The sequence below is a fragment of the Blastococcus sp. SYSU DS0510 genome (assembly GCF_054050835.1).
On sequence record NZ_JBJHAC010000009.1, the window covers coordinates 12,083 to 25,068 of the forward strand.

The 12,986-nt window shown below is 73.4% G+C and carries 15 protein-coding genes; 3 read left to right on the top strand and 12 right to left on the bottom strand.

Going from position 1 to position 12,986, the window contains the following annotated elements:
* Positions 1-4 precede the first annotated feature (4 nt).
* The 8 genes from ACI79P_RS09070 to prfB all read right to left on the bottom strand — a co-directional run bounded on the left by ACI79P_RS09070 (position 5) and on the right by prfB (position 6,846).
* Positions 5-1,003 carry a GNAT family N-acetyltransferase gene (locus tag ACI79P_RS09070; protein ID WP_456580712.1) on the bottom strand — a complete coding sequence of 333 codons (999 nt, stop codon included), beginning with the start codon at positions 1,001-1,003 and terminating at the stop codon, positions 5-7.
* 45 nt (positions 1,004-1,048) lie between these two features.
* A complete protein-coding gene (locus tag ACI79P_RS09075) occupies positions 1,049-1,423 on the bottom strand; it encodes a VOC family protein (RefSeq protein ID WP_456580713.1) in 375 nt (124 codons plus the stop codon).
* Positions 1,420-2,313, bottom strand: coding sequence for an amidohydrolase family protein (locus ACI79P_RS09080; protein ID WP_456580714.1), 894 nt, complete (start codon positions 2,311-2,313; stop codon positions 1,420-1,422). The genes ACI79P_RS09075 and ACI79P_RS09080 overlap by 4 nt, the downstream gene beginning before the upstream one ends.
* Positions 2,313-3,233 carry an NADP-dependent oxidoreductase gene (locus ACI79P_RS09085; protein ID WP_456580715.1) on the bottom strand — a complete coding sequence of 307 codons (921 nt, stop codon included), beginning with the start codon at positions 3,231-3,233 and terminating at the stop codon, positions 2,313-2,315. Before ACI79P_RS09085 ends, ACI79P_RS09080 begins: the two co-directional genes overlap by 1 nt.
* Before the next feature lie 58 nt (positions 3,234-3,291).
* The gene (smpB, locus tag ACI79P_RS09090) at positions 3,292-3,768 is read right to left on the bottom strand and encodes an SsrA-binding protein SmpB (protein ID WP_091930005.1); all 477 of its coding nucleotides are present in this window, start codon (positions 3,766-3,768) and stop codon (positions 3,292-3,294) included.
* Between the two features lie 136 nt (positions 3,769-3,904).
* Complete coding sequence (gene ftsX, locus ACI79P_RS09095) at positions 3,905-4,789, bottom strand: permease-like cell division protein FtsX (RefSeq protein WP_456580716.1); 885 nt, start codon at positions 4,787-4,789, stop codon at positions 3,905-3,907.
* A gap of 57 nt (positions 4,790-4,846) precedes the next feature.
* Positions 4,847-5,527, bottom strand: a complete 681-nt coding sequence (gene ftsE / locus ACI79P_RS09100; RefSeq protein ID WP_456580848.1) for a cell division ATP-binding protein FtsE — start codon at positions 5,525-5,527, stop codon at positions 4,847-4,849.
* 209 nt (positions 5,528-5,736) lie between these two features.
* Complete coding sequence (gene prfB / locus ACI79P_RS09105; RefSeq protein WP_456580717.1) at positions 5,737-6,846, bottom strand: peptide chain release factor 2; 1,110 nt, start codon at positions 6,844-6,846, stop codon at positions 5,737-5,739.
* A 46-nt stretch (positions 6,847-6,892) separates the two neighbouring features.
* Here prfB and ACI79P_RS09110 point away from each other — a divergent pair, with 46 nt between their 5' ends.
* Positions 6,893-7,183 (top strand): DUF6343 family protein, encoded by a 291-nt coding sequence (locus tag ACI79P_RS09110; RefSeq protein WP_456580718.1) that lies wholly within the window; start codon positions 6,893-6,895, stop codon positions 7,181-7,183.
* A gap of 23 nt (positions 7,184-7,206) precedes the next feature.
* Here the strand turns inward: ACI79P_RS09110 and ACI79P_RS09115 are convergent, their stop codons facing one another.
* From ACI79P_RS09115 to cutA, 3 genes are all read right to left on the bottom strand, one after another.
* Complete coding sequence (locus ACI79P_RS09115) at positions 7,207-8,229, bottom strand: lipase family alpha/beta hydrolase (RefSeq protein ID WP_456580719.1); 1,023 nt, start codon at positions 8,227-8,229, stop codon at positions 7,207-7,209.
* 111 nt (positions 8,230-8,340) lie between these two features.
* Positions 8,341-10,107, bottom strand: coding sequence for a putative bifunctional diguanylate cyclase/phosphodiesterase (locus ACI79P_RS09120; RefSeq protein ID WP_456580720.1), 1,767 nt, complete (start codon positions 10,105-10,107; stop codon positions 8,341-8,343).
* Positions 10,108-10,234: 127 nt separating this feature from the next.
* Positions 10,235-10,561 (bottom strand): divalent-cation tolerance protein CutA, encoded by a 327-nt coding sequence (gene cutA / locus ACI79P_RS09125; RefSeq protein WP_456580721.1) that lies wholly within the window; start codon positions 10,559-10,561, stop codon positions 10,235-10,237.
* Positions 10,562-10,628: 67 nt separating this feature from the next.
* Here cutA and ACI79P_RS09130 point away from each other — a divergent pair, with 67 nt between their 5' ends.
* Together ACI79P_RS09130 and ACI79P_RS09135 are read left to right on the top strand one after the other, a co-directional pair.
* A complete protein-coding gene (locus ACI79P_RS09130; protein WP_456580722.1) occupies positions 10,629-10,865 on the top strand; it encodes a hypothetical protein in 237 nt (78 codons plus the stop codon).
* A gap of 233 nt (positions 10,866-11,098) precedes the next feature.
* Positions 11,099-12,610, top strand: coding sequence for a tannase/feruloyl esterase family alpha/beta hydrolase (locus ACI79P_RS09135; RefSeq protein WP_456580723.1), 1,512 nt, complete (start codon positions 11,099-11,101; stop codon positions 12,608-12,610).
* Positions 12,611-12,701: 91 nt separating this feature from the next.
* Here the strand turns inward: ACI79P_RS09135 and ACI79P_RS09140 are convergent, their stop codons facing one another.
* Positions 12,702-12,902, bottom strand: coding sequence for a hypothetical protein (locus tag ACI79P_RS09140; protein WP_456580724.1), 201 nt, complete (start codon positions 12,900-12,902; stop codon positions 12,702-12,704).
* Between the last annotated feature and the right edge of the window lie 84 nt (positions 12,903-12,986).

Here is a 12,986-nt window from a genome sequence, read left to right on the forward strand (position 1 = left end):
CACCCTAGCCAGCGGCCACCGGCGGCAGTGAGCGGGACCACGCCACGCGGGTCCGCACCGTGGCGAAGCCGAGGCTCTCGTAGAGCCGGAGCGCGCCGGTGACGTTGTCGCTGTCGACGTCGAGGGCGGCCACCGCGCAGTCCCGCGACGCGGCCGCGCGCAGGCTGCCGCCGATCATGGCCGAGGCCAGACCGCGCCCCCGGGCACCGGGGAGCACGCCGATCTGGCCGAGCACCACCTCCCGGTAGCCGCGGGCGCGGGTGTCGGCCTCGTACACGTAGGCCAGGACGTAGCCGGCGACGGCGCCGTCGGCGATCGCCAGCACGGAGAGGTCGGAGCGGAACGCGCGGCTGCCGGTGAAGAGCCGTTGCCAGGACTCCGTGTCGCGCTCGCTGGACCCGTGGTGCTCGGTGAAGGCCGCGTTGTGGGCCCGGCGCACCTCGTCGTCGCGGTCCCAGGTGAACGGGACGAACTCGGCGCCGGAGACCCCGCGGGCCTCGGGCAGGTCGGCGAGCCGACGCTCCATCGTGCGGTACCAGCGCTCCGCCGTCAGCCCGCTGCGCTCGACCAGCCGCTCCAGCCGCGACTGGGTACCCGCGACGCGCACGACCAGCTGCGCGGGGGCCTCCGGGTGCCGCTCGGCGTGCACCTCCGCGCCGCGGGCGAGCTCCCAGCGCAGCAGCGCCCTGCCGATGCCCCGGCCGCGCCGGTCGGGGTGCACCCGGCCGTCGAGCTCGATGCGGAAGGAGTCGCGGAAGGTGGGGCTGGCCGCGACCGCCGCGTAGGCCACGAGCGCGCCGTCCGCGCCGGTGACGGCGACCCCGTCGCGCCCGGGGTCGACGCCCCAGCCGGTCCACTCCTCGGCGACGTCGTCGGCGTCGGGGAACTCCCCGGTGTCGTCGAGCGGCTCGGCCGCGACCAGCAGCTCGGCCACCGCCGGGACGTCGTCGCTGCTCAGCGGGCGGACGGTGAGGCCGTCGGGGACGGTGGGGAGAGCGGGCACGGCTGCAGAGAGTAGGCAGCCGCCCGGCCCGGGGCGAGCGGTTTTCTACAGCCGGACGAACAGGCAGAACGGGTGGCCCGCCGGGTCGGTGAACACTCGGAGGTCCTCCCGGTCGTCGGTGTGGCCGCCCACCCGGCGTGCCCCGGCCTCCTCCGCCACGGCCGTGGCCGCGTCGAGGTCGTCGACCTGGAGGTCGAGGTGCAGCTGCATCTGCTGGGTGCCCGGCTCCGGCGGCCACACCGGCGGCACGTGAGAAAGGACCTCGGTGCCCCCCACCCCTCGCACGCTCGGCGCGGGGCCCTGCACCGAGGCCGCATCGTCGCGGATCGGCCAGCCCAGCAGCCGCTGGTAGAAGCGGGCCAGCCCCTGGGGGTCCGGGATGCCGAGGACGGTCGCGGTCAGCCGGGCGCTCGGGGTCACCCCTCGATCGTGAACAGCCGCGCGCCGTTGCGCCACAGGACCGCGCGGAGCCACTCCTCGCCCAGGTCCAGCCGGTGCAGCGCGGCGAGCTGGTGGGCGTAGGGGTAGGGGATGGACGGGAAGTCGCTGCCGAGGAGCACCTTGTCGCGCAGGGCCGCCAGCCGCGGGAGGTCGGCCCGGTCGAAGGGCATGAGCTGCTCGGTGAAGTCGGTGGCGAACATCGTCGTGTCCAGGTGCACCCGCTCGTACCGCTCGGCGAGGTCGAGGAACTCCCGGTACTCGGGCATGCCCAGGTGCGCGACCACCAGCTGCAGCCGCGGGAAGCGCTCGAGCACCCCTTCCATCGGCTCCGGCCCGGTGTGCTCGCCGGCCAGCGGCCCGGAGCCGCAGTGGATGACCACCGGCGTGCCGGTCTCCTCGAGCCGCGCCCAGACCTCGTCGAGCAGCCGGTCGCGCGGGTCGAAGGCGCCGACCTGCACGTGCACCTTGAACACCCGGGCACCCCGGTCCAGCGCCTCGGCGACGTAGCCCGCGACGCCCGGCTCGGGGAAGAAGGTCGCCGACTGGAGCACCTGCGGGCGGCCCGCGGCGAACCCGGCCGACCAGTCGTTGAGCCAGGTGGCCATGCCGGGCTTGTGCGGGTAGGGCAGCGTCGGGAAGGCGCGGACCCCCAGCCGCTCCAGGACGGCGAGCCGCTCCTCCTCGGGCAGCCGGTAGGCCACCGGCCACTCGGCGCCGTAGTGCGTGCCGGCCGCCTCGAAGTACTGCCAGACCTTGGCCTGGACCCGCTCGGGCAGCACGTGCACGTGCACGTCGACCAGCCCGGGCAGCCCCAGCTCGCGCCAGTACCGCGGGACGTCGCCGTCGTCGACCGGTGGCCGGATCGCCATCAGAGGGTGACGACGACCTTGCCGCGCACGTGCCCGCCCGCGACGAGCTCCTGCGCCTGCGCGGTCTGCGCCAGCGGGAACGCCTTGGCGACGGCGACCCGCAGCTGGCCGGCGTCGGCCATGCGCGCGAGCTCCTCGAGGTCGTGCCGCTCGGGGCGCACGAAGACGTAGCGGCCGCCCATCCCGTTGACCGAGGGGTCGACCACGCTGGCGATGCGGGAGACGTCGCGGACCTGCTTCGGTGCGTCGGAGAGCGTGTCGCCGCCGTTGAGGTCCAGGACCGCGTCGACGGGCTCCGAGAGCTGCCCGCTGATCGGGCCGGCGGAGTAGTCGAGCACCTCGGCGCAGCCGGCCTCGGTGAGGAAGCCGTGGTTGCGCGCGCTCGCGGTGCCGATGACGTGCGCGCCGAGGGCGACGGCGATCTGGACGGCGAAGAACCCGACGCCACCCGCGGCGCGGTGGACGAGCACGCGGTCGCCCTCGCCGACGGAGAGCGCCTCGGTGAGCGCCTGGTAGGCGGTGAGCCCGGCCAGCGGCACGCCCCCGGCCTCGGTGAACGACAGCGACTCCGGCTTGTGCGCCACGCAGCGCTGGGGGGCCGGCACGAGCTCGGCCGCCGTCCCCCACTGGACGTCGTCCCGGCGCAGGTAGCCGAACACCTCGTCGCCGGGGGCGAAGTCGACGACGGCGGGGCCGACGGCCTCCACCACCCCGGCGAGGTCCCAGCCCGGCACGATCGGGAAGTGGTGCGGGAAGAAACCGGCCAGGTTGCCCTCGCGGATGCCGATGTCGACCGGGTTGACCCCGGCGGCGCGGGTGCGCACCAGCACGGTGTCGGGGCCGACGGGCGGCTCGGGCAGGTCGTCCCGCAGCTGCAGCACGTCGATCCCGCCGAACCGGTCGTAGGCGATGCCTCTCATGGGCATCACCGTATGCGCGCCGCCGTCAGCCCGTGCCGGGACGCCGCTCGGGCGTGGCTCAGCGACGGCCCTTCACGTAGCGGCCGAACGCCTTCTGGATCTCCCGGCGCGAGTCGCGCTCGGCGAGGTCGTGCCGCTTGTCGTAGGACTTCTTGCCCTTGGCCAGGGCGAGGGTCGCCTTGACCTTGCCGTCCTTGAAGTACAGGTCCAGCGGCACCAGCGTCAGGCCGCCCTCGCGGGTCTTGCCCATCAGCTTGTCGATCTCCTCGCGGTGCATCAGCACCTTGCGCTTGCGGCGCGGGGCGTGGTTGGTCCAGGTGCCCTGCGTGTACTCGGGGATGTGCACGTGCTGCAGCCACACCTCGCCGTCGTCGATCGAGGCGAACCCGTCGACGAGCGAGGCACGGCCGGCCCGCAGGCTCTTCACCTCGGTGCCGGTGAGCACCAGGCCCACCTCGTAGGTGTCGAGGATCGAGTAGTCGTGCCGCGCCTTCTTGTTCTGGGCGATGAACTTGCGCCCCTGCTCCCGCGGCAATGCTCCTCCGTCGTCCTCCGGACGACACCGCGGCCAGGTGCCGTACCCCTGTGCGACGAGCGCGTCCCGGGCCTCCTCGCGGAGGCCTCCGGCCCCCGCTCCTCGACCCGCCCCGCGGGGCGGCTCGCCTTCCTCCCTACAACCTTACGTACAACCGCAGCGTCACGTAGGCGGCGATGCCGGCCAGGGCGACGCCCACCCCGGAGACGATCACGCTGTTGGTGATGATCGCGTCCCACTCGACCTGCGGGATGATCCCCGCCCGGATCGGGCCGGAGAGGGTGCGGTCGATGAAGAGGACCTTGGTGAGGATCAGGCCGCCCGCGGCGAGCAGACCACCGATGAGACCGGCGATCGCGGCCTCGAGGATGAACGGCAGCTGGGTGTACCAGCGGGAGGCGCCGACCAGCCGCATGATGTTGGTCTCGTTGCGCCGGTTGAACGCCGCGAGCTGGATGGTGTTGGAGATCAGCAGCAGGGCTGCGAGCGCCTGCACCACCGCGACGGCGATCGTCGCGTTGCGCGCGCCGTTGAGCAGGCTGAACAGGCGGTCGAGGAACTCGCCCTCGTCGCGCACCTGGTCGACGCCGTCCGCCCCGTTGGGGAACTGCGCGGCGATGACCTCGTAGCGCTCGGGGTTGACCAGCTCGACGCGGAAGCTCTCCGGCAGCGCGTCCGGCGGGGTGTTCGCGACCAGCTCGGGCTGCTGGCTGAACTGCTGCTGGAAGCGCGCGTACGCCTCCTCCCGCGACTCGTAGAGGAAGCTCGCGACCTCGTCGGAGGACTCCAGCTCGGTCTGGATCGCCTGCCGCTGCTCGTCGGTGACGTCGTCGGCGAGGAAGATGGAGACCTGCACCTTGTCGTAGTAGATCTCCTTCATCTCGGAGATCATCCCGGCGATGAGCAGGCCGGTGCCCATGAGGCCGAGCGAGATGGCCGTCGTCAGGATCATCGCGACCGTCATGGTCAGGTTGCGACGAAGCCCGGTGGCCACCTCGGAGAGCACGAAGTTGACGCGCATGGATTCCCTGTCGTGGAGTGCGTTGAGACGCGATCGGCGGCGGTGCGGCGGGCGCTGCTAGCGGCCCACGCCGTAGACACCGCGCGACTGGTCGCGGGTGAGGGCTCCCCCGTTGAGCTCGATGACGCGGCGCCGCATGGAGTCGACGATGTGGTAGTCGTGCGTCGCCATGAGCACCGTGGTGCCGGTCCGGTTGATCCGCTCGAGCAGCAGCATGATGCCCTCGCTCGTCTCCGGGTCGAGGTTGCCGGTCGGCTCGTCGGCCAGGAGGACCAGCGGCCGGTTGACGAACGCGCGGGCGATCGCGACCCGCTGCTGCTCACCACCGGAGAGCTCGCCGGGGAGCCGGTTTGCCTTCCCCTCGAGCCCGACCATCTCCAGCACCTCGGGGACCACCCGCTTGATGGTCCGGTGCGGCTTGTTGATCACCTCGAGGGCGAAGGCGACGTTCTGGGCCACCGTGCGGTTGCGCAGCAGGCGGAAGTCCTGGAAGACGCAGCCCATGGTCCGGCGCAGCTTGGGCACCTTCCACTTGCTGAGCGTGTGCAGCGTCTGGCCGTTCACCGTGATCGTGCCCGACGTCGGGTCCTCCTCCTTCAGCAGCAGCCGCAGGAAGGTCGACTTGCCCGACCCCGAGGACCCGATGAGGAAGACGAACTCGCCCTTGTCGATCTCCGTTGAGACGTCGTCGAGGGCGGGCCGGCCGCTGGCCGGGTACAGCTTGGTGACGTGTTGCATTTCGATCACGAGGCGCCACGGTACTAGTCCCGGGGGCCTCTGCGGCCCGATCGCCACGGAACGCACCGGACTCGTTCTCGCCCTGCGTCACCAGGGCGGCGGCAACGGCCAGGTCACCCGGTGACGGACAGTCGCATCCGGCTCCGCCGGCGCCCGACTGTGAGTTCCCTGGCATCCGCCGCGACGGGCCGGAACGGCACCCGGAGCCGCTAGGCGGCGGCCGTCTCCTGCTGGCGGCGCCACCGGATGCCGGCCTCGATGAACGCGTCGATGTCGCCGTCGAGCACCGCGGTCGTGTTGCCGGTCTCGTGCTCGGTCCGCAGGTCCTTGACCATCTGGTAGGGGTGCAGCACGTAGGAGCGCATCTGGTTTCCCCAGCTGCTCCCTTCCCCCTTGAGCGCGTCCATCTCCGCCTTCTGCTCCTGCTGGCGGACGACGAGCAGCCGGGCCTGGAGCACCCGCAGCGCCGCGGCGCGGTTCTGGATCTGGCTCTTCTCGTTCTGGCAGGACACCACGATGCCGGTCGGGATGTGGGTCATCCGGACGGCGGAGTCGGTGGTGTTCACGCTCTGCCCGCCGGGGCCCGAGGAGCGGAAGACGTCGACCCGGATCTCGTTCTCCGGGATCTCCACGTGGTCGGTCTGCTCGACGACGGGCAGCACCTCGACGCCGGCGAACGAGGTCTGCCGGCGGCCCTGGTTGTCGAAGGGGGAGATGCGCACCAGCCGGTGGGTGCCCTGCTCGACCGAGAGGGTGCCGTAGGCGTAGGGCACCTTGACCGAGAAGGTGGCCGACTTGATGCCGGCCTCCTCCGCGTAGCTGATGTCGAGGACCTCGGTCGGGTACTTGTGGCGCTCGGCCCAGCGCAGGTACATGCGCATGAGCATCTCGGCGAAGTCGGCCGCGTCGACGCCGCCGGCCTCGGACCGGATCGTCACCAGCGCCTCGCGGGAGTCGTACTCGCCGGAGAGCAGGGTGCGCACCTCGAGCTCGTCGATCGCCTTGCGCAGGCTCTCCAGCTCCCGCTCGGCCTCGGCCGTCGTGGCCTCGTCGTTCTCCTCGGCGGCCATCTCGTGCAGCAGCCCGACGTCCTCGAGCCGGCTCCGCAGCTCCTCGACCCGGCGCACGTCGCCCTGCATGTAGGAGAGCTTGGAGGTCAGCGCCTGCGCGGCCTCGACGTCGTCCCAGAGGTCGGGGGCGGCCGCCTGGAGCTCGAGCTCGGCGACCTCCCGGCGGAGTCGGTCGACGTCGAGGACGGCCTCGATCGACTTCAGGGTCGTGTCGAGTTCGTCCAGGACGACGGAGAAGTCAGCGGCCACGTCGACCCAGGGTAGTGCGCCCCCGCCCCGGGTAGGCAGGCGTGCCATGAGCGAACCTGACCGGCCCCGCTCGCGGGAGGACTACGCGCGCGGCCTGCCCGACCACCACGACCCCACGGCCGGCATCGGCGGGGCGCGCCCGGCCCGCTCCGCGCTCACCCTGCGGCTGTTCCTCGCCGGCTTCGGCCTGGTCTTCTGCCTGCTGGCGGGGCTGGGCTGGCTCGCCGTCGAGGACCTCCCGACCTGGCCCGGCGTCGTCCTGCTCGTGCTCGCCGTGATCGCGGCCGTCGACCTGGTGATCATCGTGCGCCGCAAGGCACGGGGCGAACCCGGCTGAGGTGACCGCCCGGCGCTGGGGGGTCAGCGGCGGGCGTACACGTAGGGCGCGAGCGGCGGCTCGTCGTCGACCTCGGGGGCGTTCCCCTCGTCGTCGAGCGCGTAGCCGACGAAGGCCGCGTAGTCGGCGGTGAAGGCCGCCGGGTCGACCCCCGGCTGGAACACCTGGGCGCAGGTGGTCAGCGGGATGCGCCCGCGCACCGCCGGTCCGTCGTGGGTGAGCGCGTCGACCACGATCGCGTAGCCGACCGGGTCGTAGCTGCCGATCGCAAAGTGGTCCGCGGCATTGGCCGGGCAGACCTCCTGGGTCGCGATGTTGGCGATCCGGCCGGCGCCGGTGCGCAGCGCGGAGCTGGCCACCGGCGGGGTGTTGGGGACGACGATCTCGTCGGCGGCGGTGTAGGCGACGGTGTAGTCGACCCCGTCGAAGGTCTCCGCCCCGCTGTTGAGCGCCTCCAGGAACTCCGACTGCGAGGCCTGCTGGTGGTTGGCCGGCGTGCAGGGCCCGGTGCTGCACGAGGTGTCGGCGAGCACCGTGCCGTGGTTGGACGGCGAGAGGCCCACGAGGTCGTCGACGAGGGCGCGGGTGTCGGGCCAGAAGCGCAGCGCCCAGCGGGGCACCATCCCGCCCTGGCTCCAGCCCACGACGTCGACCTCGCGCCGGGCCTCCCGGCTCACGGTGCGGATGGCGTGCACCAGGTGCTCGCCGGCCACCTGGATGTCGCCGGTGGCGTCGTGCGGCAGGGTGACCGCGCACCAGCGCCAGCCGCGCTGGTCGAAGGCCCGCATGTAGTTCCAGTCGAACCCGACGTACGGGTCCATCGTGGTGCCGGGCACGAGCAGGATCGGGTCCTGCCGCAGGTCGCGCAGCGGTCCGTTGCAGGTGAGGCTCGCCTCGAGGTCGGCCTTCGCCACCGACAGCGCGGGGCCGCGCTGGTCGAGCGGGGCGTACTCCCCCGTCGACGGCGCCGCCGCGGCCACGCCCCCGCCCAGCAGGGCGGTGGCCAGCGCAGCGGTCAGTGCGGTCAGCAGCCGGGACCTCGGCATCGGGTGTCTCCTCGGGGCAGGGGGCGCGTCCTCGCCCCGTTCGCCGAGCACAACGAGCGAGCGCCCGGACGGTTGTGGCCGGCGTCACCGGAGTCCGGGCGAGGGAACGCCTCAGCCGCCGGCGAGGTCCAGCCGCCCGCCGTTGGCCCGCGCCCACCGGAGGAACTCGTCGGCCGACATGGGCCGGCCGAGGTGGAAGCCCTGGGCGTACCAGCACCCCAGGTCGACGACGCGCTGCAGCTGCGCGGCCGTCTCCACGCCTTCCGCGAGGCTGCGCATCCCGCAGGCCTCCGCGAGCCCGACCACCGCGGCGATGGCGGCGGTGGCGTGGCTGCCGGGCCCGTCCCCACCGGTCACCAGGCTGCGGTCGATCTTCAGCAGCCCGGTGGGGATGGACACGAGCTGGCTCAGCGAGGAGTAGCCGCTGCCGAAGTCGTCGATCGCGGACTCCACCCCGAGCTCGCGCAGCCGCCGGAACTGCTGCGCCGCGCGCGCCGGGTCCTCCGCGGCGCTGCTCTCGGTGAGCTCCACGACCAGCTGGCGGGGGTCCAGGCCGGCGCCCTGCAGCCCGGTCAGGACGTCGTCGACGAGCGTGCCGGTGACCAGGTGCGCGGCGCTGACGTTGACCGCGGTGACGACGGAGACGCCCGCGTCGCGCCAGGCCGCGGTCTGCCGGCACGCCTCCCCGAGCACCCAGCGGGTGAGCGGGATGACCAGGTCGTGCTGCTCGGCCACCGGCACGAAGTCGCACGGCCCGATGCACCCGCGCTCGGGGTGCTGCCAGCGCACGAGCGCCTCGGCACCGGTGACCCGCCCCGTCGCCACCTCCACCACCGGCTGGTAGTGCAGCAGGAGCTGGCCGTCGCTGATCGCGTCCCGCAGCTCGGCGGCGAGCTGCACCTTGCGCTGCACGCTGTCGCGCAGGTCGGGGCTGAACACCCGCACCCGGTTGCGCCCGGCGGCCTTGGCCGCGTACATGGCGAGGTCGGCGTCCCGGACCAGGTCCGTCGAGCGCACCTCGGCGGGCGAGCCGGCGGGGACGGCGGCGATGCCGATGCTGGCGCTGAGCCGGTGCGTGCGGCCGCCCAGGTCGAACGGCTGCTCGAAGGTGGCCTGGCAGCGCTGCGCCAGCAGCTCGGCGCCGTCGGCCTCGCAGTCCCGGGACAGGACGACGAACTCGTCACCGCCGAGCCGGCCCACGGTGTCCTGCCCGCGGGTGACGGCGAGCAGCCGTCCCGCCAGCTGGCGCAGCAGCTCGTCCCCCACGTCGTGGCCCAGGGAGTCGTTGACGTCCTTGAAGCCGTCGACGTCGAGGAACAGCACGGCGACGGCGGGGCGGCCGGGGCGGCGCAGCTCGGCGTCGATGAGCTCGTGCAGGTGAGTGCGGTTGGGCAGCTCGGTCAGCGCGTCGTGGCGGGCCTGCCAGGAGGAGGCGCGCTCGGCCAGCACACGCGCGGTGATGTCGACGTGGGTGACGACGACGTGGCCCGCCTGGTCGACGCGGGAGGCCTGCACGTGGAACCAGCTCGTGCCGGCGCCGGTGGGGTCGGGCACCGAGCGGTCGACCGACACCTCGGCGCGCTCGCCGTCGGCCAGCTCGCGGAGCTCGCGCACCAGGCGGCGGGCGGCGTCGTCGCCGCAGAGCTGCAGGGCCAGGTCGTGGTAGTCCGCACCCGGCAGGATCGGCGCCCGGCGCTCCTGCCCCGCCGCCGTCCACGCGGAGTTCGCCAGCACGACCCGGCCGGCGGGGTCGAGCAGCACGGTCGGTGAGGCCAGGGCGTCGAGCACCGCCTCCACGAGCGCGGCGTCCCGACCGGACGAGCCCGTGCTGCGGCGCACGTCGAGGGGCAGCTCGCGCTCGCCAGGTGCTCTCGCCACATCCCCCTCCGCCGGGTCGCGGTGCGCCGTCCGGTACGGCGCACCGTCTGCATCGGCAGGAGCGGCGGGTGCCATGAGCCGACGGCGGTCCCGTACCCCCACAGGATGGCCCGGACAACCGGCCCGGTCAGGGTTGCCGCGTCTCCTCGTCGATCCAGCGCAGGTAGTCGGGGTTGCCGCCGACCAGCGGGAGGGCGATGACGCACGGCACGTCGTAGGGGTGCAGCTCGCGGGTGCGGGCCACGATCCGGGGCACCAGGGCGCGGCGGGTGTGCAGCGCCACCCGCGCCTCCGGCTCGTCGTGCACCTCGCCCTGCCAGCGGTACACCGAACGGATGGGGGCGGTGTGGTGCCCGCAGGCGGCCAGCCGCTCCTCGACCAGCGTGCGGGTGAAGCCGGCCAGCCAGTCGGCGTCCGCGGCGGTGATCACGACCTCGCAGAACTCCTCGTCCATGGCCGGATCCTGCCCGCGCGGCGCCGTCCTGCGTGGAACCGGGGGCCGCGCGGGTAGGGGGGCGGGCATGAGCGACGAGATGACGATGCAGCTGGACGGGGACGAGTACGTGGTGAGCCCGGAGGGCGAGGGCCTGCGGGTCGGGCGCCGCGTCGGCGGCGAGGTCACCTGGCTCGAGTCGGTGGACGGGAGCCTGCTCGACGACCAGGCGCGCGCCGCCCTCTCGAACGGGGACACCTCCGACGAGTCGCTGCTGCGTGCGGTGCGCGGCGTGGTGCAGGCCGAGGTCGAGCGGGGCGCCTGACCCCCGGGCGCTCGACGTCCCCCCGCGGGCCACCGGTCCCGGACCGGATCGGCTGGGCTTCGTTCCGGTCATCGGAACAATGGCGGCGTCTGTGTGAATTTCTTGGCGCGTCGACGCATTTCTGGGCTCCCGGACTTGCGAGGGGAATAGTCGCCTTCTTGAATGCCCGTCATACCGGGCGACCATTGTTCCGATCAGCGGAACGAGCGGCGCCGGCATTCTGGGAGGCCCGAGTGACGAAGGCTCCGCACACCACCGGGAGAGGACGGGCGGGTGCCGTGCTGCTCGCCCTCGTCATCCTCGTGGCGCTCGCCGTACCGGCGTCCGCCGCACCCCCCGGTGGACCGGCCCCGGGCGCGTCGGGCGTCGAGCGGTGCGCCGCACTGGTCGGCAGCGGGGTCCGGGTGGACGGTGGCCGCGCGGTCGTCGACACGGCCGCCGTCGTCCCCGCCACCGCCGGGACCCCCGAGCACTGCGACATCACCGGCGCCATCGGCGGCATCCGCTTCCGGATGCAGTTCCCCACCACCGGCTGGAACCAGAAGTACTTCCAGACGGGGTGCGGCGGCTTCTGCGGCTTCATCCCCATCGACGCCTGCGGGGACGCGCTGTCGCGCGGGTACGCGGTCGCCGCGGAGGACAGCGGCCACCAGGGCCAGAGCGACGGCTCCTGGGCGTTGGACAACAGGCGGGCGGAGATCGACTGGGGCTACCGCTCACCGCACGTGGTGGCGATGGCCGCCAAGCAGTACATCGAGCAGTTCTACGGCCAGCGGCCGGCCTACTCGTACTTCCAGGGCTGCTCCACCGGCGGGCGGCAGGCCCTCTCGGAGGCGCAGCGATACCCGGAGGACTTCGACGGCATCGTCGCCGGCGCCCCGGCGCTCTACCAGAACTACCTGGCCCCGCTCTCCCAGGGACACCTGGAGACCGTGAACCGCAACCCCGACGGCACGGTGATCCTGCCCGGCACCAAGGCACCGGTGGTCGCCGCCGCGGCGCTGGCCCGGTGCGACGGCCTGGACGGCCTCGTCGACGGCGTGATCGCCGACCCGGAGGGCTGCGACTTCGACCCGGGGACGCTGCAGTGCCCGGACGACGTCGACCAGGCGACCTGCCTGACCTCCGCGCAGGTCGACGTCGTGCGCGCCTTCTACGCCCCGCCGGTGGACGACCGCGGCCGCCAGCTCTACCCGGGCGGCCTCGTGGTCGGGTCCGAGGCGGGCTGGCCGGGCTGGTCCATCGGCACCGACACGGCGCTCTCCGGCGGTGGCGCCTTCGCCGAGTCGGTGCTGCGGTACCTGGCCTTCCCGCGGGACCCCGGTCCGGACTACTCGCTGTTCGACTTCGACCCCACGCGGGACGCCCCCAAGCTGCGGTCGATGGCGACGATCTACAACGCCGACGAGGTGCGCATGCACCGCTTCGAGCGCGCCGGCGGGAAGCTGCTGGTGTGGCACGGCTGGGCGGACCCGCTGATCACGCCCGAGGGCACGATCGACTACGTGCGGGACGCCGTCGCGGCCAACGGTGGGCGGGCGGCCACCGAGGACTGGATGCGGCTGTTCCTGCTGCCCGGCGTCTACCACTGCACCGGCGGCCCCGGTGAGGACACGGTGGACTGGCTCACCGCGATCGAGCGGTGGGTCGAGCACGGCGAGGCGCCGGACCAGGTGACCGCCAGCAAGCTCGCCGACGGCGACGTGGTGAGCACCCGCGTGGTGCCGGAGTACGTCGTCGGCTGACCGGGGAGGACGACCGCCGCACGGCATGCCCCCGTGGCCGTGCGGCGGTTTTCCCGTCCTCTCCCCCGCGCCCCCGGCTCAGCGCGGTGGCTCACCGCACGTAGCCGCTCCCGCCGGCGAGCGCCGTCAGCACGACCATGGCGACGAAGACCAGGACGACCGCGGCGAGGACGCCGAGGCCCAACAGCCAGGCGTGGTCCTCCGCTGCCAGCTTCACCGCCGGGTGCTCGGCCTCCGCCTCCTGCGCGGTGGACGGTTCGACGAGGCCGGGGTTGTGGGCGTGGACGCTCATGACGGCTCCCTGTGCAGGACCGACGGGCGCCGGCCGGCGCCCGGACGGGCCCTCTGCGGGCCCGGTTCCAGGCTGCTCCCGCCG